This window comes from Devosia sp. FJ2-5-3, from assembly GCF_029201545.1.
GTDB lineage: Bacteria > Pseudomonadota > Alphaproteobacteria > Rhizobiales > Devosiaceae > Devosia.
On sequence record NZ_CP104007.1, the window covers coordinates 286,567 to 307,062 of the forward strand.

23 protein-coding genes and 1 tRNA gene are annotated in these 20,496 nt (G+C 63.5%); 14 read left to right on the forward strand and 10 right to left on the reverse strand.

What is annotated here, in order from left to right; all coding sequences use genetic code 11:
- The 5 genes from N0P34_RS01470 to N0P34_RS01490 all read left to right on the forward strand — a co-directional run bounded on the left by N0P34_RS01470 (position 1) and on the right by N0P34_RS01490 (position 4,712).
- Positions 1-1,290, forward strand: coding sequence for a PotD/PotF family extracellular solute-binding protein (locus N0P34_RS01470; RefSeq protein ID WP_275605256.1), 1,290 nt, complete (start codon positions 1-3; stop codon positions 1,288-1,290).
- 204 nt (positions 1,291-1,494) lie between these two features.
- Positions 1,495-2,352, forward strand: coding sequence for an ABC transporter permease (locus tag N0P34_RS01475; protein WP_275605257.1), 858 nt, complete (start codon positions 1,495-1,497; stop codon positions 2,350-2,352).
- Between the two features lies 1 nt (position 2,353).
- Positions 2,354-3,172, forward strand: coding sequence for an ABC transporter permease (locus N0P34_RS01480; protein WP_275605258.1), 819 nt, complete (start codon positions 2,354-2,356; stop codon positions 3,170-3,172).
- Positions 3,169-3,903: an aspartate/glutamate racemase family protein gene (locus N0P34_RS01485; protein ID WP_275605259.1), complete on the forward strand. Its 735-nt coding sequence runs from the start codon at positions 3,169-3,171 to the stop codon at positions 3,901-3,903. The genes N0P34_RS01480 and N0P34_RS01485 overlap by 4 nt, the downstream gene beginning before the upstream one ends.
- The gene (locus N0P34_RS01490) at positions 3,900-4,712 is read left to right on the forward strand and encodes a GNAT family N-acetyltransferase (RefSeq protein WP_275605260.1); all 813 of its coding nucleotides are present in this window, start codon (positions 3,900-3,902) and stop codon (positions 4,710-4,712) included. Before N0P34_RS01485 ends, N0P34_RS01490 begins: the two co-directional genes overlap by 4 nt.
- A gap of 30 nt (positions 4,713-4,742) precedes the next feature.
- Here N0P34_RS01490 and N0P34_RS01495 read toward each other — a convergent pair.
- The 4 genes from N0P34_RS01495 to N0P34_RS01510 all read right to left on the reverse strand — a co-directional run bounded on the left by N0P34_RS01495 (position 4,743) and on the right by N0P34_RS01510 (position 7,290).
- Positions 4,743-4,818 (reverse strand) — tRNA-Ala (locus tag N0P34_RS01495).
- A 58-nt stretch (positions 4,819-4,876) separates the two neighbouring features.
- Positions 4,877-5,218 carry a hypothetical protein gene (locus tag N0P34_RS01500; RefSeq protein WP_275605261.1) on the reverse strand — a complete coding sequence of 114 codons (342 nt, stop codon included), beginning with the start codon at positions 5,216-5,218 and terminating at the stop codon, positions 4,877-4,879.
- Positions 5,219-5,235: 17 nt separating this feature from the next.
- Positions 5,236-6,264 carry an NAD-dependent epimerase/dehydratase family protein gene (locus N0P34_RS01505; protein ID WP_275605262.1) on the reverse strand — a complete coding sequence of 343 codons (1,029 nt, stop codon included), beginning with the start codon at positions 6,262-6,264 and terminating at the stop codon, positions 5,236-5,238.
- Positions 6,265-6,279: 15 nt separating this feature from the next.
- Positions 6,280-7,290, reverse strand: coding sequence for a Gfo/Idh/MocA family oxidoreductase (locus N0P34_RS01510; RefSeq protein WP_275605263.1), 1,011 nt, complete (start codon positions 7,288-7,290; stop codon positions 6,280-6,282).
- 211 nt (positions 7,291-7,501) lie between these two features.
- Between N0P34_RS01510 and N0P34_RS01515 the strand changes: the two genes are divergently transcribed.
- From N0P34_RS01515 to N0P34_RS01525, 3 genes are all read left to right on the forward strand, one after another.
- Entirely contained in the window at positions 7,502-8,842 is a 1,341-nt protein-coding gene (locus tag N0P34_RS01515; protein WP_275605264.1) for a hypothetical protein, read from the forward strand.
- Complete coding sequence (locus N0P34_RS01520; RefSeq protein WP_275605265.1) at positions 8,839-9,651, forward strand: hypothetical protein; 813 nt, start codon at positions 8,839-8,841, stop codon at positions 9,649-9,651. Before N0P34_RS01515 ends, N0P34_RS01520 begins: the two co-directional genes overlap by 4 nt.
- Positions 9,652-9,737: 86 nt before the next feature.
- Positions 9,738-10,016 carry a hypothetical protein gene (locus tag N0P34_RS01525; protein WP_275605266.1) on the forward strand — a complete coding sequence of 93 codons (279 nt, stop codon included), beginning with the start codon at positions 9,738-9,740 and terminating at the stop codon, positions 10,014-10,016.
- Here N0P34_RS01525 and N0P34_RS01530 read toward each other — a convergent pair.
- Together N0P34_RS01530 and N0P34_RS01535 are read right to left on the reverse strand one after the other, a co-directional pair.
- Positions 10,013-11,224 (reverse strand): GGDEF domain-containing protein, encoded by a 1,212-nt coding sequence (locus tag N0P34_RS01530; protein WP_275605267.1) that lies wholly within the window; start codon positions 11,222-11,224, stop codon positions 10,013-10,015. The genes N0P34_RS01525 and N0P34_RS01530 overlap by 4 nt on opposite strands.
- 79 nt (positions 11,225-11,303) lie before the next feature.
- On the reverse strand, positions 11,304-12,314 hold the full coding sequence (locus tag N0P34_RS01535) for an LLM class flavin-dependent oxidoreductase (RefSeq protein ID WP_275605268.1): 1,011 nt from the start codon (positions 12,312-12,314) through the stop codon (positions 11,304-11,306).
- Positions 12,315-12,515: 201 nt separating this feature from the next.
- Between N0P34_RS01535 and N0P34_RS01540 the strand changes: the two genes are divergently transcribed.
- Together N0P34_RS01540 and N0P34_RS01545 are read left to right on the forward strand one after the other, a co-directional pair.
- Entirely contained in the window at positions 12,516-13,079 is a 564-nt protein-coding gene (locus tag N0P34_RS01540; RefSeq protein WP_275605269.1) for an acyloxyacyl hydrolase, read from the forward strand.
- Between the two features lie 76 nt (positions 13,080-13,155).
- Positions 13,156-13,719 (forward strand): acyloxyacyl hydrolase, encoded by a 564-nt coding sequence (locus tag N0P34_RS01545; protein ID WP_275605270.1) that lies wholly within the window; start codon positions 13,156-13,158, stop codon positions 13,717-13,719.
- Between the two features lie 192 nt (positions 13,720-13,911).
- Here N0P34_RS01545 and N0P34_RS01550 read toward each other — a convergent pair whose 3' ends face one another.
- The gene (locus N0P34_RS01550; RefSeq protein ID WP_275605271.1) at positions 13,912-15,102 is read right to left on the reverse strand and encodes an NAD(P)/FAD-dependent oxidoreductase; all 1,191 of its coding nucleotides are present in this window, start codon (positions 15,100-15,102) and stop codon (positions 13,912-13,914) included.
- Between the two features lie 385 nt (positions 15,103-15,487).
- Here N0P34_RS01550 and N0P34_RS01555 point away from each other — a divergent pair, with 385 nt between their 5' ends.
- The 3 genes from N0P34_RS01555 to N0P34_RS01565 all read left to right on the forward strand — a co-directional run bounded on the left by N0P34_RS01555 (position 15,488) and on the right by N0P34_RS01565 (position 18,341).
- Positions 15,488-16,522: an aspartate-semialdehyde dehydrogenase gene (locus tag N0P34_RS01555; protein WP_275605272.1), complete on the forward strand. Its 1,035-nt coding sequence runs from the start codon at positions 15,488-15,490 to the stop codon at positions 16,520-16,522.
- Between the two features lie 62 nt (positions 16,523-16,584).
- Entirely contained in the window at positions 16,585-17,460 is an 876-nt protein-coding gene (locus tag N0P34_RS01560; RefSeq protein ID WP_275605273.1) for an EamA family transporter, read from the forward strand.
- Entirely contained in the window at positions 17,460-18,341 is an 882-nt protein-coding gene (locus N0P34_RS01565; RefSeq protein ID WP_275605274.1) for an EamA family transporter, read from the forward strand. The genes N0P34_RS01560 and N0P34_RS01565 overlap by 1 nt, the downstream gene beginning before the upstream one ends.
- Before the next feature lie 76 nt (positions 18,342-18,417).
- Here the strand turns inward: N0P34_RS01565 and N0P34_RS01570 are convergent, their stop codons facing one another.
- The 3 genes from N0P34_RS01570 to N0P34_RS01580 form a co-directional block, all read right to left on the reverse strand.
- Positions 18,418-18,732 carry a hypothetical protein gene (locus tag N0P34_RS01570; protein WP_275605275.1) on the reverse strand — a complete coding sequence of 105 codons (315 nt, stop codon included), beginning with the start codon at positions 18,730-18,732 and terminating at the stop codon, positions 18,418-18,420.
- A 133-nt stretch (positions 18,733-18,865) separates the two neighbouring features.
- Complete coding sequence (locus N0P34_RS01575; protein ID WP_275605276.1) at positions 18,866-19,114, reverse strand: hypothetical protein; 249 nt, start codon at positions 19,112-19,114, stop codon at positions 18,866-18,868.
- Positions 19,115-19,546: 432 nt separating this feature from the next.
- Positions 19,547-20,185, reverse strand: a complete 639-nt coding sequence (locus N0P34_RS01580; protein ID WP_275607053.1) for a carbonic anhydrase — start codon at positions 20,183-20,185, stop codon at positions 19,547-19,549.
- Between the two features lie 68 nt (positions 20,186-20,253).
- On the opposite strand from N0P34_RS01580, the gene N0P34_RS01585 reads away from it, so the two are divergent.
- Positions 20,254-20,460, forward strand: coding sequence for a DUF1737 domain-containing protein (locus N0P34_RS01585; RefSeq protein ID WP_275605277.1), 207 nt, complete (start codon positions 20,254-20,256; stop codon positions 20,458-20,460).
- The last annotated feature ends 36 nt before the right edge of the window (positions 20,461-20,496 follow it).

The following is a 20,496-nucleotide window of genomic DNA, read 5'->3' on the forward strand; positions in this document are numbered from 1 at the left end:
ATGACCGAGACCATCAAGCACACCGGAATTTCCCGCCGCAGCATGCTCAAGGGTAGCGCCGCCGCAATGGCGGGCGCCGCCATCGGTTCGGGCGCCATTACCGGCTTTCCCACCATCTGGGCGCAAAACCCGATCACCCTGCGCCAGTTCGGCACCGGCGTGTCCAACCTCAATGCCATTGCCGAAAAGTGCAAGGAAGACCTCGGCATCACGCTGGAGATGACGGCGACGGATTCCGATGCTGCCGCCCAGCGCGCCGTCACCCAGCCGGACAGCTATGACATTGCCGATATCGAATATTGGATCCTCAAAAAGGTGTTTCCCTCGGGTGTGATCCAGCCGATGGATACCTCGCGGCTCAAATATTACGACCAGATCGTGCCGCTCTTCAAAACCGGCAAGCTGCTCCCCGACAGCGTCATTGCCCAGGGCACGGCGCCGCACACGGTCGGATTTGTCGATGGACCGGACAGCAAGACCTTCGCCAAGGGCGAGACCGGCTGGTTCACCATGGTACCCACCATCTACAATGCCGACACGCTGGGGATCCGGCCCGACCTCGTGGGGCGCGAAATCTCGTCCTGGGCCGATATCATGGACCCCGCCTTCAAGGGCAAGACCGCCATCATCAACGTGCCCTCGATCGGCATCATGGACGCGGCGATGATCATGGAGGCCATGGGCGAAATCACCTATGGCGACAAGGGCAACATGACCCAGGAGGAAATCGACAAGACCATCGATTTCCTGATCAAGGCCAAGCAGGACGGCCAGTTCCGCGCCTTCTGGAAGAGCTTTGACGAGAGCGTCAACCTGATGAGTTCAGGCGAGGTGGTGATCCAGTCCATGTGGTCGCCGGCCGTTGCCGCCGTGCGCTCCAAGGGCATTGCCTGCACCTACCAGCCGCTCAAGGAAGGCTATCGCTCCTGGGGCGGCGGCATGGGTCTCGCCGCTCATCTCAGCGGCGCCCAGCTCGACGCGGCCTATGAATATATCAACTGGTACACATCCGGCTGGGTCGGCGGCTATCTCAATCGACAGGGCTATTATTCGGCCAATATGGAGACGGCCAAGAAGCATATGTCGGACGACGAATGGGGCTTCTGGATCGAGGGCAAGCCGGCGAAGGGGGACATTCTCGCGCCCGACGGTACGGTGATGGAAAAGGCCGGCGCCGTCCGCGACGGTGGCTCCTTCGAGGAACGCATGGGCAAGGTCGCCTGCTGGAATTCGGTGATGGACGAGGACCGCTACATGGTCCGCCGCTGGAACGAGTTCATCGCGGCCTGATATCGATTGAGGCGCTGATGCGCCGCACACCGAACTGTACCTCCCCCCTGACGGGGGAGGTTAGGAGAGGGTGTGATCCAGCCATTCGAGCGCAGTTCTCATGGCCTTGATGCTTAGATCGCTCCGCCGGAGCGATTTTCCTGACGGACGCTCACAAGCCCCGCAAAGGGGACGGTGTCGACTGACCACGCGGAGCCAGAAGCAATGCAAAACCTACTCACGCGCCCCACGCCCTATATCCAGGCGACGCCGCTGTTGCTGATCCTCGGTTTTTTCCTCGCCGTGCCGATCCTGCTGCTCCTGGTGGTCAGCTTCTGGGATTATGACTTTGCCGGGATGTATCCCGATTTCATCACCCTCAACTATGCCGAAACACTGGGATCCTGGGTCACGTGGAAGACCTATGGCAATACACTCAAATTTACCGCCATCGTCTGGGCCATCACCGCCTTTATCGGTTTCTGGGCCGCCTATTTCCTGGCCTTCCACGTGCGCAGCGCCACCACGCAGATGGTGCTGTTCCTGGTCTGCACCGTCCCCTTTCTCACCTCCAACATCATCCGCATGATCTCGTGGATTCCGGTGCTCGGCCGCAACGGGCTCATCAATTCGGGGCTGGTGGGGGCGGGGCTGGTCGAAGAGCCGATCGAGTGGCTGCTCTATTCCGATTTCGCCGTCGTGCTGGCCATGGTGCATCTTTATACGCTCTTCATGGTCACGCCGATCTTCAACACCATGATGCGCATCGACAAATCGCTCATCGAGGCGGCGCGCGATGCGGGCGCCAGGGACTGGCAGATCGTCTGGAACGTCATCCTGCCACTGGCCAAGCCGGGCATCGCCATCGGCACCATCTTCGTGGTCACGCTGGTCATGGCCGATTTTTCCACCGTGCAGGTGATGAGCGGGGGTCAGTCCGCCTCGGTGGCGCTGATGATGCGCAATCAGATGAGCCTGCTGCAATATCCGGCCGCCGCGGCCAATGCCATCGTGCTGCTGGTGCTGGTGCTGTTCATGGTCGCGGGCATCCTCCGCATCGTCGATATTCGCAAGGAGCTCTGAAATGGGCCGCGAGAAACGCTCTGCCGGCTTTTACATCCTCGCCGGCTTCTTCGCCCTCTTCGTGCTGTTTCTCTATGGCCCGCTCTCGGCCGTATTCATCCTCAGTTTCCAGGGTCCGCAGGGCGGGCTGACCTTCCCGCTCAATGGGGTGTCGCTGCGCTGGTTCCAGAACCTGTTCGAGACGCAGGCGGTCGGCAATTTCGGCGCCAGTTTCGGGCGGTCCTTCCTGCTGGGACTGATGGTTATGGCGGCGACGGTGCTGGTGTCGCTCCTTGCGGGCCTCGCCTTCCGGCGCCGCTTCATCGGGGCCAGTCCGCTGTTTTATCTCACCGTTGCAAGCCTGGTCGTCCCGTCCATCATCGTCTCGCTGGGTATTGGTGTCCTGTTCCAGCAGATCGGCTGGCGGCCGGCCTGGTTCAGCTCGGCCTATGGTGCGCACCTCACCTGGACCTTGCCGTTTGGCGTCCTCATCATGTTTGCGGTGTTCAACCGCTTCTCGCCGTCCTACGAGGAAGCCGCGCGCGACCTCGGCGCCAGCAATTGGCAGACCTTCTATCACGTGCTGCTGCCGATGATCGCGCCCAGCCTGATCGGCGTCGGCCTATTCGGGTTTTCGCTGAGTTATGACGAATTCGCCCGCACGCTGATGACGTCGGGCAGCTCCAACACCCTGCCGCTCGAAATCTACGGCATGACCACCAATGTCACGACCCCGGTTCTCTACGCGCTGGGCACGGTGACGACGCTCTTTTCCTTCCTCGTCATCCTCGCCACTCTGGGCATCATCCTGATGGTCAATCGCCGAAGGGCCCGCGCATGACCCGTATCGCCATCGTCAATCCCAACACCACGGCCAGCATGACGGCGACCATCGCCCATGCGGCGCGCCTGGTGGCTTCGCCCACCACCGAGATCGTGCCGGTGACGTCGAGCATGGGGCCTGTATCCATCGAGGGCTATTATGACGAGGCCTTTGCCTTGCCGGGCCTTTTGCGTGCAATTGGCGAGGCCGAGCGCGACGGGGCGGGGGCCGCGGTCATCGCCTGCTTTGACGATACCGGGCTCGATGCGGCCCGAGCCATGGTCCATGTTCCCGTTATCGGCATCTGCGAAGCCGCATTGGCGACAGCGGCCCTCATTGCCAAGCGCTTTACCGTGGTGACCACCCTCGAACGATCCCGCGTGCCGATCGAGGAATTGGCGCAGCGCTACGGCATGGCCGGACGCGCGAAGATCCGGGCCGCCAATATCGCGGTCCTGTCGCTGGAAGATCCCAATTCGGGGGCCCGGGACAGGCTGCGCAACGAAATCGTGCGCGCCATTGCCGAGGACAATGCGGAGGCCATCGTTTTGGGCTGCGCCGGCATGGCGGATCTGGCGCGCATATTGAGCCTCGAGTTCGGCCTGCCGGTGATCGATGGGGTGGGCGCGGCGGTCAAGCAGGCCGAAGCGCTGGTGGCGCTGGGCCTGTCCACCAGCAAGCGGGGCGCCTACGCTGCCCCCATTGCAAAGCCCTATTCCGGTGCCCTGGCCGGGTTCGCCCCGGCATGAGCCGCACCATCCGCAATCTCGGCCTTGCCGAAATCGGCACCCTGCTCGACTGGGCCGCGGCCGAAGGCTGGAATCCCGGCCTCGATGATGCCGTCGCCTTTCATGCCGCCGATCCACATGGATTTTTCGGCGCCTTTGTCGATGGCGTGATGGTCGCCGGCATTTCCGCCGTCGCCTATGATGATTGCTTTGGCTTTATCGGCCTCTATATCTGCCATCCCGACTGGCGCGGGAAGGGCCATGGCAGGGCGGTCTGGGATGCGGGCATGGCCTATCTCGGCAGCCGTACCATTGGGCTCGACGGGGTGCCCGAACAGCAGGCCAATTACGCACGGATGGGCTTTGTCGGCGCCTACGACACCATCCGCATGAGCGGCGTGCTCGGCCCCGTCGCCGGGGCGGCGGGCGCAAGAGGCCAGCCCGGGCTCACAGATATCGCCGCGCTCGACCGGGCTTGTTTCCCCGCCCGCCGGGACGAGTTCCTGCGCCACTGGCTGGTCCCGCCGCATAGAAGCATCTTTCACGCCGATGCCGGACATATGCAGGCATACGCCGTGTTGAGGCCATGCCGGGATGGCGCCAAGATCGGCCCGCTCTTCGCGGGCACGACGCCAATGGCGTTCGAACTGGTGTCGTCACTGTCCGGGCCGGTCCATATCGACGTCCCCGCTATGCACACCGATTGGCTGGCGGCGCTCAGGCAGCTCGGTTTCACCCCGGGCTTCAGCACACGCCGGATGTATCGCGGATCGCCACCCCAAATGGACCTCAGCCGCGTCTTCGGCGTAACCACTTTGGAACTCGGCTAGCCCGCCCGTCACGCACGACGCATTCAGAAATGGTGGAGCTGAGCGGGATCGAACCGCTGACCTCGTCATTGCGAACGACGCGCTCTCCCAACTGAGCTACAGCCCCTCACCGGAACAAAATATGACGCGATTTCCGGGCGTCTTGCAAGGGTCTTGCGCCGGTGTCAGCCCGGCTTGAAAAGCCGCGCGCAGAGCCAGCCGAGCCCCAGGCCAAGCCAGGCGCCACCGAGCTTGAACAGGGCGTCGAGTTCGCGCCCATGCCGCCCGGGCCGCAGCATTTGCGCCAGTTCGAGCCCGACAGCGCCCAGGGCGAGCAGAATTGCCGCCCAGATGATATGTTTGGGATAGGCGAGCCCGAACAGCGTCCCGGCCAGGAAATAGGCGGCCCAGCGTTCGAGATTGACCGGCAGATGCGTCTGGGGCCGCAGGCCGATGGGCGAGAGCGTGGCGAAGACGATGACGGCCAGGGCCAGCCAGGCGGCGATCCGGAAAAGGCGTGTGTTCATCGGGCCATCATATGCGCTCAGGCAAGTCCGCGCTGGAGGAGAGAAGCGGCGGTGGCGAGGAGGGCGTGCCGGGCCGACAGGAGCGAGCGGCCGAGAAGGGCAATGGAGGCGGACGAATCCAGCGTCTTGGGGTGGCTCAATTCGCCCACATTGTCCCGCACGTCGCGATCGAACAGCGCATAGAGGCGCACCGCCCAATCGGGCAGGCCGAAGCGCGGCAGGCGGCGTCCAGGATAATCTTCGCGCAGCATTCCCGCGACATCGAGCAGGGAAACGGTTTGTGCCCCCATCGGAAAACGGCGTCCCCCCGCCTCGGGCGCGGCAATGGCAGCGACATGGGCCGCTGCGACGTCGCGGACATCGACAATGGTCAGGGCAATGTTCGGCGCGGCCGGCACGGAGCCCGAAAGCAGGCGCTGGACAATGGTGGCGGACGTGCCCGGATCTTCATCGAGCAGCGGCCCAAGGATAATGCTGGGATTGATCGCCACGAGATCGTGCCGGCGCCCGGCCGCGTCCATGATTTCCCAGGCCCGCCTTTCGGCCAAGGTCTTGGATTTTTGATAAGGGGTGACCGCGCGCCCCTCGAGATCGGTCCATTCCTTGGGGCCGAACGCTGCCGTCCGGCGTCTTGGGTGTCCATAGGCGATGGCCGCCATGGACGAGGTGAGGATGATCCGGTCCACCCCCGCCCGCAATGCGGCGTTGAGTGCGCGTTCGGTACCTTGCACTGCCGGGCGGATGAGGTCCATCGGATCGCGCGGGGTCTGGATGAGAAAGGGCGAGGCGGAGTGCAGCAGCGTATGGCACCCGACCATGGCCTCGTCCCAGCCGGCGTCCGAGAGCAGGTCGAGCGTTACGAAGTCGAGGCGGCTGACATCGGCTCCCGCCGCAGCCAGCGTGCGCCGCACCTTCTCCGCCTTGTCGAGATGCCGGACGCTGCCGCGCACCTCGTAGCCGGCATGCAGCAGAGCGAGCGCAATATGACCGCCCAGAAATCCGGAAATCCCGGTCAGCAGCACGCGATTGCTCGGTCCAGGCGCCATCCCTTCCGTCATCCCCTAGCGCGCCACGCGCGCCCAGGCGCCGGACTTTTCGCTTTCGAAGATGGCGTCCAGCACCTTCATCGAGGCGATCGCGTCATCGATGCCCCAGGGCAGGGGCTTGTTGCCCAGAACGGCCTGGGCAAAGGCCTCGGCTTCTTCAGTATATTGATCGCAAGCGGGCAGAATTTCGCGCCGCGCCAGCGAGCCGTCGAAGGGCGCGCCGGTGTCGATGGTGATGGCGGTGCGCTCATCGGGCGGCGCATTATAGGGAATGACAATCTCGAGCTTGGCCTTGCTGCCCAGCACCTGCACGCGCTGGTGCCCTGCCGCCTGGGTCGAGCAGGTAAAATTCAAGTGCCGCCCGCCGCCGAAATCCATCATCACGCTGGCCAGCCGGTCCGTGCCGAACTGGGGGTCGCGTTCGACCAGCGACACGACGCGCTCAGGCTCGCTTTCATAGAGGAACCGCCCGGTGGTGACGGGATAGCAGCCGATGTCGAGCAGGCCCCCGCCGCCAATATCGGCCATGTTGCGCACATTGTTCGGGTCGGCGTTGAAATAGGAAAACACCGCATTGATGGCGCGGATATCGCCCAATTCGCCCGAGCGGATAATCTCGCGGGCGCGCAGCCATTGGGGGTGGAAGCGGATCATGAAGGCTTCGAGCACTATTCTGTCCGGCGCGCAGTCGCGCAGCCCCTCGGCTTCGGCGGCGGTGATGGCAATGGGCTTTTCGCACAGCACATGCTTGCCGGCCTTGGTCGCAGCCACGGTCAAGGGCACGTGCAGATGGTTGGGCAGGGGGTTGTAGATGGCGTCGATGTCAGGATCGGCCAGCAGTGCCTCATAGGAGCCGTAGGCCCTCGGGATGCCCAGATCCCTGGCCGCGGCTTCGGCCCTGCCGAGATCGCGCGAGGCAATGGCCACGACTTCCGAGCTCGGCGATTTCTGGATGGCGGGGATGACCTTTTGCAGCCCGATATTGGCCGTCGACAAAATGCCCCAGCGAATCTTCTTCTGCGTCATGGCCGCTTCTCCCTCATCAGCCCATCGGGTGTACAAGCCCGCAGGCGCTGTGGAAAGTCCGGGCCGGCGAAAAGCGCCATGGCCTTCACGCAAGTGTCAGCCCGCGCCATTAACCCCGCGTTCAATCTGCCTCCTTCTTGCCTGCATCCTTATGTTAACGTCCGCTTAACCGGGAGGGACCGGCCAGAAGCGACGGGGGCGCTCCAAAACCATGCAGCTCAAGCCAAATGCCTATCGCCTCCAGGAAACGGTGCGCGGGGTCGAGACGATGTCGCGATTTGCCCTGGCCGTCCTGGCGCTGGCCTCCGGCGTCTACACCTATCTGGGGGTCAGGGGGCTGCTCGACGGATCGGCGTCTTTCGTGTTTTTCGCCGCCATCATCTATTCGGCCGCCGTCTCGGTCGCGATCTACGCCTTCTGGACCTATATGATGCGCTTCGTGCCGCTGGTGACGAGCGCGGCGCAGCGCCTGGCGCTCTTTGCCACCATGGCAATTGGCTGCGGCATGATCATCGCCATGAGCTCCTGGCTCAATGCCGCCGCACTCGCCGGCTCGGCCGCGCTCGAGCAGCACATGGCCGTCACCCTCCAGGGTTATGCCGAAGACCTCGACAAGGCCCATGCCAATGCGCTGGCGAGCCAGAGCCTCCTTCCGGACGTGCAGCGCGCCGCCGAGCGCTTTGCCGGGCTCGCCCAGAATGAGCGCGAAAGCGGCGCGCTGACCGGTACGCAGGGCTCGGGCAGCGTCGTGCAATTGCTCACCCAGATGAGCGCGCAGATGAACCAGCTGGGCACCACGATTTCGGGGTCCCGCAGTGAAGTGGCGAGCCTTTTCGCCCAAGGCTCCGAGCGGCTGGCGACCATGCGGGAGCTGGTGTCGACGCCCGGCACGATCGAGCCCCGCACCGACGGCTTCCAGGCCGAGGCGGTGCAGCTCTCCGCCGTCATCGCCGCGCTGCAACAGACCGATGTCGCCGCCTCGGTCAAACGCGCTTCGGCCGATCTGACCGCCGGCTTCATTGCCCCGGTCGCGGATGGGCGTTCGGCCGATCTCGCCAACCGGCAGGACCGGGTCATGGAGACGGTGCGCGCCTCCGTCGCCGCCCAATCTGCGGCGCTCACCACGGCCGCGGACGAGATCCTCGCCACCCCGGCGGTCGAACCCCGCCGCTATGTGCCGCTCTCTTCGGCTGAAGCTGTCATCCGCTATTGGAGCGATTTCATCCCATCCTGGGCCGGCGCCATTTCCATCGATCTCCTGCCGGTCGTTCTCGTCCTCGTGCTGATGATCGTCCATGACGCCATGCGGCGCGAAGCGGGCTCGCTCGATGAGGACGACACCATTACCGCCGCCGAAATGATCCGCGCCATGGCGCTCTACCGGCGCATGGAAGCCGCCGGGATCGCCCCTGCCACGCCGCCACATCCGGCCCCGCCCGAAAACGCGCCACAGCCCGAGGAGGCCAATCCCCCGCTTGTTGCCGAGGAGGGTATCGTCACCCCGATCGACGCTGCCCAGCGCAAACGGGGCGAGGGACAGCGTCCGGCATGAAGACGGCGGCCAATGCGCGCAATCAGAGCCGGTCGTCGCGTGGCCTGGTCGGGATGCTGGCTGGCATTGAGGACGGCGCGATCCTGCGCTTTGCCTTTTTTGCCCTGCTCGCCGGCACGGCCAGCGTGCTTTACGTCGACTATACCGAGCTGACGGCCGATGAGGGCCTTGCGGTTCAATATGCACCCCAGCCCATATTGCCGCCGGCCCAGCCGAGCGATGGGGTCGATGGCCGGCCCATGCCCGCCATTACCACGGCGCCCGATCTGCTCGAGGCCCCGCTCAGCATCGTCTTGGCCCAGGGAGGCGAATTGCGCCTCACCGGCACCATCGATCCGGGTGCCGCCATCCGTTTTGCCACTGAGATTGCCGCGCGGGGGGAATACGTCCAGACTGTGGTTCTCGATTCGCCCGGAGGTTCAGTGATGGACGCGCTGGAGATCGGCGCCCTTATCCACGAGAAGGCATTGGCGACCAAAATCGCCGCCGGGCACATGTGTGCCTCTTCCTGCCCCATCATTTTCGCCTCTGGCGCCGAACGCCGCGCCAGCAAGGATGCTGCCATCGGGGTTCATCAGGTCTACGCGGCCAGCCTTGGCGCCGATGCGGTCGATGCGCTGCGCATTGCCGGGGCCGCCATGTCGGACGCCCAGAAAATCACGGCGGAGATTACCCGCCATCTCTCCCTCAACGGGGTCGATCCAGCGCTGTGGCTGCACGCGCTCGAGACCCCGCCCGACCGGCTCTATTATTTATCGCCCGAGGAGATGGAGCGTCTCAAGCTTGTTACCAAATTCGAGGAGAGTTGAACGATAGCGTCCGGAACTGGACACAATTCCGGTCGTTTTGCCTGAGATCACCTGAAATCTGCAGTGGAGGGGAGGCCACATCGACCATGTCTCATACGCATACCTTGACGCGTCACCGCGATATCCAGAGTTGGGTTATCGGCCGCAAGGGCAGTCCGGCCGTGGCGCTGGTGCCCGACCGGTTTGGCACGCGGCGTGCCCAGCTGATGCTGCGTTTTGCCAGAAGCCAGGCCATTACCGACGATGACGGGATGAGCCCGTGCTCGTGGAGCGCCTGGCTGGCCGAGCTCGATCGCCAGCAGCTGGCTTTGCGTATCGATCCCAGTGGCGAATATGAACTGGTGTCGCGCTCGACGCTGCACTAGTTCCTGCCCCTATCGGCCCATGACAAGGCGCCGTCCTCGGCTTTGACCGCCGGGGGCGGCGCATCTGCGACCACCACACGGTCGCGTCCCTGGGTCTTGGCCGCGTAGAGCGCCAGATCGGCGCGGCGCAGAAGGTCGGACAGCGTGTCTCCCGCCTCCAGCATGGCGACGCCGAACGAGGCCGAGAGCGGCCGCCCGTTGAGCACCAGTTCGGCATTGGCCGGAAATGCAGCCCGCACCATTTCGGCATAGAGCCGGCTGCTGGCCAGATTGGTGCCGGGCAGGAAGACGGCAAATTCCTCGCCCCCCGTGCGCCCGAGAACCGCCTGGTCGCTGGCCCCCTCGCGCAGGGTCTTGGCAAAGGCGGTAATGACCATGTCGCCCATGGCGTGGCCATGGCTGTCATTGACCTGCTTGAAGTGATCGAGATCGGCAACGATCATCGCCGCGGGCACGCCGGAGCGCCGAGAGAGCGCCAGGGCGCGTTCGCAGCGGTTCTCGAAACCGCGCCTGTTGTGCAGGCCCGAAAGCTTGTCGGTTTCCGAATTGGCGGTGATCTCGGCCATCACGTCGCGCACCATGATCAGCAGGACCACGATGCCGATGCTGATATGCAGGATGGCGCCCACTGTCTGGGAAATGGCGGCATAGGTCGAGCCGAGATAGCCCTGCGGCGCACCGCCCGAGCCGATCATCTGCGCCAGGAATGGCTTGGTGAAGAACTGGATGGAGATGACTGCGAGAATGACCATCAGCACGATGTCGAGCGGGCGTCGCTGCTTGAGGGTCAGCATCATGGCGAGGCCGACCATCATGATCAGCCCATAGGGCGCTTGATAGAGAATACCGCGCAGCAGGGAATCCCGGGGCATGTCGATGATGATCAGGCCGGAGACGAGCGACACGGCCACCATGCCGATGACCAGACGCTTGGGCAGGTTTGCCCCATAGTGGCGCGAAATGCCCACGAGGATGAAGGCCAGGGCAAGGAGAAAGCATGCCACGAGCCCGAAGGAGACCGGCCGCGCATCCACCTGGAAGGGCAGCATGAATTCGAGGATTGAGGTCACGACCCCCAAGGCGTAGCCGAGCGCAATCCAGCGCGCGCCGACGGCCGAACGCTGATAGGCGGCCAGCACGCCGAAAGCGGTCGCAAACATGCCCGCCACGAAAAGATTGATGGCAAGCACGAAAGCCGCGGCGCTCATGGAAATTACTCAGATACAGCGATGCGGCATTCTACGTTGGGTGGGCGTAACGAAGGGTAAACGCCCGCAGCCAAAGGTTTTAATTCCGGGGGGATATGCCCAGGGCTTCGGCGATCAGCGCAAAGGAGCGCCGGCGCAGATCATAGGAATGGATCGTCGTGGTCAGCATCACTTCGTCCGCACCGGCTTCGGCTGCCTTCTGGGCGATGGTTTCTGCCATCTGCTCGGCCGAGCCGATCAGCCAGAGGGTCGATTGATGGGCGATGATCTGCTCCTGCTGGGGCGTCAGCTTGTGGGCCAGCGCCTCTTCCGGCGGGGTCAAATGACGCTGTTCGCCGGTGAGGAAGCGTGCCCAGTTCACCGCCTGCGAGCTCGAGAGATATTTTGCTTCCTCTTCGGTCGGCGCGGCGATGACCGACAGGCACAAAATGGTGCGTGGCTCGGGGAAATCTTCCAACGGCTCGAAGGCTGCCTTGTAGGCGGCGAAAGCCGGGGCGGCCGGGGTATGGGAAAAATGGGCGGCAAAGGCATAGCCGAAGCCGATCTGGCCCGCGGCCTGGGCGCTGGCCCCCGAGGAGCCGAGCAGCCATTTTGGCGGCAGACGGACGCCGCCGGGCGATACCGGCACGCGCGAATAGGGGTGGTCGGGGGGAAAACCGTCCTCGTCAAAGGCCATCAGCTCGGCCAGATAGGCCGAAAATTCCTCGCCGCCGCCACTGCGCAGCGCCCGCATGGCATAGCCGTCCCCACCCGGTGCCCGGCCGAGCCCGAGATCGATGCGTCCGGGATGCAGGGCTTCGAGCGTGCGATAGGCTTCCGCGATGCGCAGCGGCGCATGGTTGAGCAGCATCACCCCACCCGAGCCGACGCGAATATTCTTCGTCGCCGCCGCGGCGCTGCCGATCAGGATTTCGGGCACCGAGGAGGCAATGGAGGGCATGCCGTGGTGTTCGGCATACCAGAGCCGCTCATAGCCCAGCCTGTCCGCTGCCTGCGCCAGGAGGATCGTTTCTGCCATTGCCTCCTGCGTCGAGCTGCCTTGGGCGATCGGGGCGAGATCCTGCAGGGACAGAGCAAACGGAGCGGGCATGGAAAAACCTTGTTCTATTGTCGTTTATCGGTAGATCACGATGAAAGGGGGTGAGGTCAAGGGCCGGCCGTGCTTTTTTTCAAGCGCGACATCCGGCTTAACCCCTCATTAGGGACAATTTTAATCAAACCTTGTCCCATCGCGGCCGCGCGCGCCCAATGGAGGTTCAGCTTCCCCCGCCGAAAATGCCGAGGTTTTTTTATGCGCATCGCATTTTCCCGCCTGCTCATTGCCTGTCTGGGGCTTCTGCTCGGTTTCGCCGCGCTCGGTCCGGCTCAGGCGCAGGTGCCGTTTGCGCCGGAATTGCGGGGTGGCATCTTTGCCCGCGATGCCTTTGAGCCTGGCGGCAATCTCTTCGATGGCAACCGGATCCGCGATTTCAACGCCGAGCTGTTGTTCAGCGTGCCCGATCTCAATGCCTGGACGCTGGCCGGCGAATTGCGCCCGCATCTGGGCGCCACCTTCAATACCGATGGCGGGGAAAATCTCGTCTATACCGGCCTCAGCTGGACGTTCCGGCCGCCGCTCCTTCCCATCTTTGCGGAAGTGGGCGGTGGTGCGGCGCTTCACAGCGGCAGTTTTTCGGACACGCCCACCCGCTTTGGCTGCGCCGTGCTGGCGCAGGGCCAGGCCAGTGTCGGCGTCGAATTCCTGCCGCGCACCGCACTTATGGCCACGGTGCAGCATGCCACCGATTTCGGCCTCTGCAATACGCCCAATAGCGGCATGACCAGTGCGGGTCTCCGCCTCGGCATTCGCTTCTAGTCGATCAATAGTGCCGCCCGGTTCTTGACCCGCGACCGCAATTGGTCGCTATATTCCTGCTTGTCGGGAGACGCCCATGTCTAAATCCATCGCTGCACTGGTCTTTGCAGGCCTCGTCTTCACCGCGCCGGCACTGGCGCAGGATTTGGGGCTCTCAGAAATCCGCGGCGGCGTCTTCGTGCATAGTGCCGACGAGCCCGGCGATCTCTTCGGCGTCTTTTCCGTCGAGCGCATGCAGGACGTCAATGTCGAGCTGCTCTTCGATGTGCCTGGCATGAGTTCATGGCTCGCCTGGGGCGAGTTGCGCCCGCATCTGGGCGCCACGGTCAATTTCCAGGGGCTCGAAAGCATGGTCTATGGCGGCGTGAGCTGGACCGTGCCCATAGCCGATAGTCCGGTTTTTGTCGAAGCCAGTTTCGGCGGCGCCCTGCACAATGGCAATACGCAGGGCAATGCAGTCTATCCCGCGCGCAATCTCGGCTGCGGGCTGGTGTTCCGGGAATCGGTCAGCCTCGGGGTCAAGCTCAACGACAATGCCGCGATCATGGCCACCGCCGAACACGCCTCCAACGCCAATCTCTGCGACAACGGCAATCGCGGCCTGACCAATATGGGCATCCGCTTCGGCTATCGGTTTTAGGTTCACCTCAGAGCGCGCTGCCGTGTCCGTTTTTCCTCGAAATCAACACTCTGTCTCCGGGTCATCCCCGCGCAGGCGGGGACCTCCGTTAAACAGGGGTTCCCGCTTGCGCGGGAATGACGCCGTGGATGGAAAACAGGCGAGGGGCCAACGGCAGGACCTAGTCATGCTGTTGACGCAAGTCCCAAAAAATTACGCCGCCTGTCCCGCCACATAGCCCGACGCCCAGGCCCATTGGAAATTATAGCCGCCGAGCCAGCCGGTGACATCCACCGCCTCGCCGACGAAATAGAGCCCCGGCACGGTGCGGGCCTCCATGGTCTTGGCGTCGAGCCCCCGGGTGTCGACACCACCCAGCGTCACCTCGGCGGTGCGATAGCCTTCCGAGCCCACCGGCTTGAGGCTCCAGCGATTGACCCCATCGGCTGCCGCAGCGAGCTTCTTGTCGGAAAAATCCCCGATCATGCCGGGCAGGTCGATGGTTTCGCCGATCAGTTGCGCGAGGCGCTTGGGCAGGCGTTCGCCCAGAACGGTCTGGATATGCAGCCGGGGGGTCGCCTTGCGCGCCGCCTTGAAGAAATCGAGCGCATCCTCCTTGGGCAGGAGATTGACGACGATCGGGTCGCCTTCGCGCCAATAGGAGGAGATCTGCAGGATTGCCGGGCCCGAAAGGCCGCGATGGGTAAAGAGCAGCGCTTCCTCGAAGCGCGTCTTGCCATGGCTGACCACGGCATCGGTCGACACGCCGGCGAGGGGCTTGAGGGTCTCGAGCGCCCCCTCTTCAAAGGTCAGCGGCACGAGAGCGGGACGGGTATCGGTCACGTCGAGGCCGAACTGGCGCGCCAGACTATAGGCAAAGCCGGTAGCGCCCATCTTGGGGATGGATTTTCCGCCCGTGGCCACCACAATGCTAACGGTCGTCACAAAGCCGTCGCCGACGAGCAGCTTGAAGCCATCGGCGGTCTTTTCGACGGAGCCGATCGTGCGCCCGGTCCAGATGGTGGCGCCGGCGGCCCGCAGGCCTTCGATCAGCATATTGACGATCTGGGTGGCCGAACCGTCGCAGAACAGCTGTCCCAACGTCTTTTCATGGTAGGAGATGCCGCGTCTTTTCACCCGTTCGATGAACATTTCGGGGGTAAAGCGCGACAGCGCCGAGAGCGCAAAGCGCGGGTTCTGCGACAGGAAGCGCTCGCGCCCCAGCACATGGGTGGCATTCACATTGGTGAAATTGCAGCGCCCGCCGCCGGAAATGCGGATCTTTTCACCGGGATCGCGGGCGTGATCGACGACGAGGACGCGCCGCCCGCGCTGGCCGGCCTCGATGCCCGCCATCAGCCCGGCCGCACCGGCCCCCAGAATTACTACGTCAAAATCGGTCATTTTCGGTCCTGGAGGCATTCTCTTTGGCCTTCCCTATCTCCCTCTGGCCCCGTGCCACAAGGGGCAGGGCCCGATTCGTCCCGAGATGGCGTAAAAGTGTCGCCTTGTTGCCGGCCGGCGCAAATCATTTGACTCTTTCCTATTTGAGAGTATGAAAAGTCCTGCTTTCCAATAGGGAATTAGGTCATGGGCTGCACAGGCCGCTTCGCGACACCGAAAATAACCGGCACTTTTGCCGGCGGTGGCGTCGTCATGACAAAAACCAGCAAAACCGCCTGACGCTTTTCCCCGGGTCGTCTCCCGACGGGGAGAGGCGCCAAACCAGCAACCGCATCGCCAGGGCGATGCGCGGGGGCGGAAATGGTCAGGAACCGGAGTTCCAAGAATGGGTTATCGCGTCGCTGTCGTCGGAGCCACAGGCAATGTGGGCCGCGAAGTTCTCAATATTCTCGCCGAGCGTAATTTTCCGGCTGATGAAGTGTTTGCCCTTGCCTCGTCCAAGTCGATCGGCCGGGAAATTTCCTTTGGCGACAAGATCCTCAAGGCCAGGGACCTCCAGCACTTCGATTTTTCCACTGTCGATTTCGCCATCATGTCGGCAGGCGGTTCCATCTCCAAGGAATGGGCGCAGAAGATCGCGGCAGCCGGCGCCATTGTCATCGATAATTCCTCGTTCTGGCGCTACCATTCCGACGTGCCCTTGATCGTGCCGGAAGTAAACGGCCATGTGCTCGATCGGTGGCTGGCCGATGCCAACCGCATCAACATCATTGCCAATCCCAATTGCTCGACCGCCCAGCTGGTCGTGGCGCTGAAGCCCCTCCATGACGCCGCCATTATCAAGCGCGTCGTCGTCTCGACCTACCAGTCCGTCTCCGGCGCCGGCAAGGAAGGCGTCGACGAGCTGTGGAACCAGACCAAGGGCATTTTCGTCAACGACAGCCCGACCCCTGGAAAGTTCCCCAAGCAGATCGCCTTCAACGTCATCCCGCACATCGATGTGTTCATGGAAGACGGCTACACCAAGGAAGAGTGGAAGGTCCTGGCCGAGACCAAGAAGATTCTCGATCCCAAGATCAAGGTCACCTGCACCGCCGTGCGCGTGCCGGTCTTTGTGGGCCATTCCGAAGCGGTCAATCTCGAATTCGTCAATCCGATCAGCGCTGACGAAGCCCGCGATATCCTGCGCGAGGCGCCCGGCATTTCCGTGGTCGACAAGCGCGAGCCCGGTGGCTATGCGACCCCGGTCGAGGCGGTGGGCGATTACGACACCTATGTCAGCCGCATCCGCGAAGACGTGACCGTCGAAAATGGCCTCGCCATGTGGATCGTCTCGGACAATCTGCGCAAGGGCGCGGCGCTCAACACCATCCAGATCGCCGAAACGCTGATCGAAAAGGGTTACAAGCCCCGCGCTTAAGCGCTAAAGCATTGAACTCCGGGGCCTGGCCCCGGAGTTTTTTGCCCGTCCTGAGTCTCTTCATGACCGTCCGCGATATCGGCCTGGCGCTCCTCGTCATCGTGATCTGGGGGCTCAATTTCGTTGCCATCAAATGGGGCGTGGCCGAAGTGCCGCCCTTCCTGCTGACCGCGCTGCGCTATATCGGCTGCGTGCTGCCGGCGATATTCTTCGTGCGTCGCCCTAATGTCTCCTGGCGCATCCTCATCGCCTATGGGCTGACCGTGGGCGTGCTGCAGTTCAGCTTCCTGTTCACCGCCATACGCCTCGGCATGCCGGCGGGGCTCGCCAGCCTCGTCATGCAGATGCAGGTCTTCTTCACCATGGGGCTGGCGGTGTTCTTCCTCGGCGAACGGCCCCTGCCGGTGCAATTGGGTGGTGCCGCGCTGGCGCTTGTCGGCCTGGCCGCCATCGGCAGCGAACATCTGGGCGCGGCGACCATCATCCCCCTGCTCATGACCCTCGGCGCGGCGTTTTTCTGGGCCAGCTCCAATATCGTCAACAAGCAGGCCGGACGGGTCGACATGTTCGCCTTCGTCGTCTGGGGGAGCCTCGTGCCGCCCCTGCCGATGCTGGCCTTGTCACTGGTCTTTGAAGGGCCGGAGGCGATTGTGGGGCTCTTCGGCATCAGCCCGCTCGCCCTCGGCGCGGTCCTCTTTATCGCCTATGGATCGACCTTGATCGGCTATGGCCTCTGGGCGGTACTTATGGGGCGCTATCCGGCCAGCGTCGTGGCGCCCTTTTCCATGCTGGTGCCGTTGGTCGGCTTTGCCGCGGCGGCGCTGATCCTCGGCGAAGTCGTCACCCCGCTCGAAATCGCAGGCAGCGCGCTGATCTTTGTCGGCATCGCGCTCAATGTCTTCGGCCCGCGTCTGCTTCGTCGGGAAAGGCCGGCCTGATGCCGATCCGTCATCTGCTTCTTGCCCTGGTGGTCGTCGCCATCTGGGGCTTCAATTTCGTCATCATCAAGTGGAGTGTCGAGGCCTTGCCGCCGATCCTGGCCGCGGCCCTGCGCTTTGCCGCCGCCGCCTTTCCGGCGATCCTCTTCGTCAAGCCGCCCAAGGCGCCGTTCTGGATCGTGGTGAGCTATGGGCTATGCCTGGGGTTCCTGCTCTACGCCTTCCTCAACCTGGCCCTGGCCTGGGGCATGCCGGCCGGCCTCGCCTCGCTCGTGCTCCAGACCCAGGCCTTTTTCACCATGGCCCTGGCTTTCCCCCTGCTGGGCGACCGCCCGGGGAAGTTCCAGCTCATGGGCGCGGCCATCGCCTTTGCCGGTATCGCCGTCATCGCCTTCGAGCGTCTCGAGGGGGCGAGCCTCCTGCCGCTGGCCTTCACCATTTTTGGCGCCGCCAGCTGGGGCATGGCCAATGTCCTCACCAAGAAGGCGGGCAAGGTCGATGCGCTCTCGTTCAATGTGTGGGGTGCGCTGGCCGCGCCCGTGCCGCTGCTAGGCCTGTCGCTGCTGACCGAGGGCTGGCCGGCCATCGTCGAGGCGATGACCCATTTCACCTGGGCCGATGCGGGGATCATCGCCTTCCTCGCCTATGTCTCGACGCTGCTGGCCGGCGCGATCTGGAGCTGGCTCCTCGGCCGGCATCCGACCTCGGTTGTCGCGCCCTTCACCCTGCTCGTGCCGATAACGGGCCTGCTGTCGGGCTATCTGATCCTGGGCGAAACCATCACGCTGGTCGAAATTCTGGGCGCAGCCATCGTCATCTCCGGCCTGGGGGTGACCATTGCCGGAAGCCGGAAGAGCCTGCCGCGCGCCGCGGTGGACTAGCGCGTTTCCAGCAAAGGTGGAAACGGAGAGGCGCTTCGGAGACGGCAAAAGGGCCGCTGGAGCGGCCCTTGCTGGATCAGTCCTTCTTGGTGTTCGACAGTGTTTCGGGCACTGGAACAGCCGTTGAAGCGGCCGGTGCGGCCGGCGCCGGGATCGCCATATTGGCGGGCTGCAGGCTGTTCAGCTCATTGGCCGACAGGCCACCGCTGAGATCGACGTCGGCGACATCGAATTCGCTCTGGGTGATGTCGGGCCAGGCAACCAGCAGCTCGGTATAGCTCAGCTCCCCGTTCCCGTCCGTGTCCACGTCGGCAAAGCTCATCGGGGTTTGGGCGAGGGCAGGGGCGGCCAATAGGCCGAGGGCGACGAGGGAAAATGCAAGTCTAGGCATCTTGGTTCTCCGTTTTGGTCCGGGAGCGGCCGGGACACGACCGACAGGAAGATCCCCGCACCCGGTTCGACGCAAAAGAAGCCACCCCGAAACAGCGGGGTGGCTCTGGGCCTGCCTGAAACAGGCGGCAGGATTAGTTGGCCGGGGCGGCGCTCGCTGCCACCAGGGCGTCATATTCTGCAACGCTCAGCTCGCCATTGCCGTCAGTATCGGCGGCGGTGAACGCCTCTTCGGTGAGGTCGGGCCAGGCGACCTGCGCTTCGGCCAGGGAAATGCCACCGCTGGTGTCCGTGTCGACCGATGCGAAATCGGTTGCGGCCTGCGCAAATGCAGCGGTCGAGAGACCGAGGACGACGAGCGAGGAAAGAATGATCTTCTTCATGGCATTTAGCTCCATGTGATTGGGAATTGCGGGAGCGGATTTGTCCGCTTCCGACGGATGCTCTCCGGCGATCCGTGAGACAGAGACTGACCCCCCAATGTGGTGATCATCAGCCCACACAAGGGCGTGAAAGGACCCTTGTCGGGGCAAAATCCGGGCATCTGAAAAAGCCCGGAGGCGCTGGCGCGGCAAGTCAATCGGGCGGGCAATTTCCCCGGTCATCAACGATTAGGCATGCCCGTTTACGTTCTATTGATCACGATTGCGGCGGAGCAGGATCAATTTCGTGGCGGGTCTGGGATGACTGGTCGGGCAAAAGTCCAGAGGCGCGAAAACAGCGCCCGAATACAGAAGAACGGCGCCCATGGTTCCATGCGCGCCGCCCTGCGATCGATCTGGGACAGTCTTCCGGCGGGCCGGAACTCGGTTTGACTAGAGGATGGGGCGGATAAAGTCGCCGGCCTCGTTCATGACCCACAATTCGCCGGTCGAAATATCGAACCAGGCGCCGTGAACCGCCAGTTTTCCTTCCGCCTCGAGCGAAGCCACATAGGGAAAGGTGCGCAGGTTGAAGATGGAATTGCGGATGGAGATCCGTTCCATTGCGGTTTGCCGCTCGGCCGGGGTCATCAGGCTGTTCTGCCCGACCTGGCTGGGCAGGTCGCCCAGCATGGTCAGCCATTTGCCGATGAAATCGCCGCTGTCGAGCGGCTTGGAAGAGGGATTGAGCGCGGCCTGGATGCCGCCGCAGCGGCCATGGCCCATGACCACGATATTGGCGATGCCGAGGGCCTTGACCGCATATTCGATGCCGGCCGAAGTGCCGTGCTGGCCGCCATCGGGCTGGTAGGTGGGCACGAGGTTGCCGACATTGCGCAGCACGAAAAGCTCGCCGGGCCCGGAGTCGAAGATCATCTCGGGCGCCGCGCGGCTGTCGCAGCAGGCAATGATCATCGTGGTGGGCTTCTGGCCTTCTGTGGCCAGGTCGCGAATACGCTCCTTCTCTCGGGCATAGCGCCCAGCCATGAAGTTCGCGTGTCCGTCGAGCAGGTATTGTGGAAAGGAATGCATAGGCATGGAAATATCTGCTAGAGCCAGCAAGATCAATAATGATCGTATGTGTGGGGGCACGAGCAGTTATGCTCATCTACCGATTTTTGAGTGGGGAGGACGATGCAGCGTTCTGCCACAAGGTCACCAAGGCGCTGAGCGAAGGCTGGGAACTGCACGGCAGTCCAACCTATGCCTATGACGCTGTCAGCAAGAAGATGCGGTGCGGTCAGGCCGTCACCAAGGTCGTCACCAACCAGCCTTACGACCCGGAAAAGAAGCTCGTCGATTATTAGCGTCCCGGCCTGAAACTCTGTCTCCCGGCACAGGCT

What these genes read in the sequence shown, in the direction of transcription:
- N0P34_RS01470 (WP_275605256.1), top strand. Translation starts at nt 1, where the DNA reads ATGACCGAGACCATCAAGCACACCGGAATTTCCCGCCGCAGCATGCTC.
- N0P34_RS01475 (WP_275605257.1), top strand. Translation starts at nt 1,495, where the DNA reads ATGCAAAACCTACTCACGCGCCCCACGCCCTATATCCAGGCGACGCCG.
- N0P34_RS01480 (WP_275605258.1), top strand. Translation starts at nt 2,354, where the DNA reads ATGGGCCGCGAGAAACGCTCTGCCGGCTTTTACATCCTCGCCGGCTTC.
- N0P34_RS01485 (WP_275605259.1), top strand. Translation starts at nt 3,169, where the DNA reads ATGACCCGTATCGCCATCGTCAATCCCAACACCACGGCCAGCATGACG.
- N0P34_RS01490 (WP_275605260.1), top strand. Translation starts at nt 3,900, where the DNA reads ATGAGCCGCACCATCCGCAATCTCGGCCTTGCCGAAATCGGCACCCTG.
- N0P34_RS01500 (WP_275605261.1), bottom strand. Translation starts at nt 5,218, where the DNA reads ATGAACACACGCCTTTTCCGGATCGCCGCCTGGCTGGCCCTGGCCGTC.
- N0P34_RS01505 (WP_275605262.1), bottom strand. Translation starts at nt 6,264, where the DNA reads ATGGCGCCTGGACCGAGCAATCGCGTGCTGCTGACCGGGATTTCCGGA.
- N0P34_RS01510 (WP_275605263.1), bottom strand. Translation starts at nt 7,290, where the DNA reads ATGACGCAGAAGAAGATTCGCTGGGGCATTTTGTCGACGGCCAATATC.
- N0P34_RS01515 (WP_275605264.1), top strand. Translation starts at nt 7,502, where the DNA reads ATGCAGCTCAAGCCAAATGCCTATCGCCTCCAGGAAACGGTGCGCGGG.
- N0P34_RS01520 (WP_275605265.1), top strand. Translation starts at nt 8,839, where the DNA reads ATGAAGACGGCGGCCAATGCGCGCAATCAGAGCCGGTCGTCGCGTGGC.
- N0P34_RS01525 (WP_275605266.1), top strand. Translation starts at nt 9,738, where the DNA reads ATGTCTCATACGCATACCTTGACGCGTCACCGCGATATCCAGAGTTGG.
- N0P34_RS01530 (WP_275605267.1), bottom strand. Translation starts at nt 11,224, where the DNA reads ATGAGCGCCGCGGCTTTCGTGCTTGCCATCAATCTTTTCGTGGCGGGC.
- N0P34_RS01535 (WP_275605268.1), bottom strand. Translation starts at nt 12,314, where the DNA reads ATGCCCGCTCCGTTTGCTCTGTCCCTGCAGGATCTCGCCCCGATCGCC.
- N0P34_RS01540 (WP_275605269.1), top strand. Translation starts at nt 12,516, where the DNA reads ATGCGCATCGCATTTTCCCGCCTGCTCATTGCCTGTCTGGGGCTTCTG.
- N0P34_RS01545 (WP_275605270.1), top strand. Translation starts at nt 13,156, where the DNA reads ATGTCTAAATCCATCGCTGCACTGGTCTTTGCAGGCCTCGTCTTCACC.
- N0P34_RS01550 (WP_275605271.1), bottom strand. Translation starts at nt 15,102, where the DNA reads ATGACCGATTTTGACGTAGTAATTCTGGGGGCCGGTGCGGCCGGGCTG.
- N0P34_RS01555 (WP_275605272.1), top strand. Translation starts at nt 15,488, where the DNA reads ATGGGTTATCGCGTCGCTGTCGTCGGAGCCACAGGCAATGTGGGCCGC.
- N0P34_RS01560 (WP_275605273.1), top strand. Translation starts at nt 16,585, where the DNA reads ATGACCGTCCGCGATATCGGCCTGGCGCTCCTCGTCATCGTGATCTGG.
- N0P34_RS01565 (WP_275605274.1), top strand. Translation starts at nt 17,460, where the DNA reads ATGCCGATCCGTCATCTGCTTCTTGCCCTGGTGGTCGTCGCCATCTGG.
- N0P34_RS01570 (WP_275605275.1), bottom strand. Translation starts at nt 18,732, where the DNA reads ATGCCTAGACTTGCATTTTCCCTCGTCGCCCTCGGCCTATTGGCCGCC.
- N0P34_RS01575 (WP_275605276.1), bottom strand. Translation starts at nt 19,114, where the DNA reads ATGAAGAAGATCATTCTTTCCTCGCTCGTCGTCCTCGGTCTCTCGACC.
- N0P34_RS01580 (WP_275607053.1), bottom strand. Translation starts at nt 20,185, where the DNA reads ATGCATTCCTTTCCACAATACCTGCTCGACGGACACGCGAACTTCATG.
- N0P34_RS01585 (WP_275605277.1), top strand. Translation starts at nt 20,254, where the DNA reads ATGCTCATCTACCGATTTTTGAGTGGGGAGGACGATGCAGCGTTCTGC.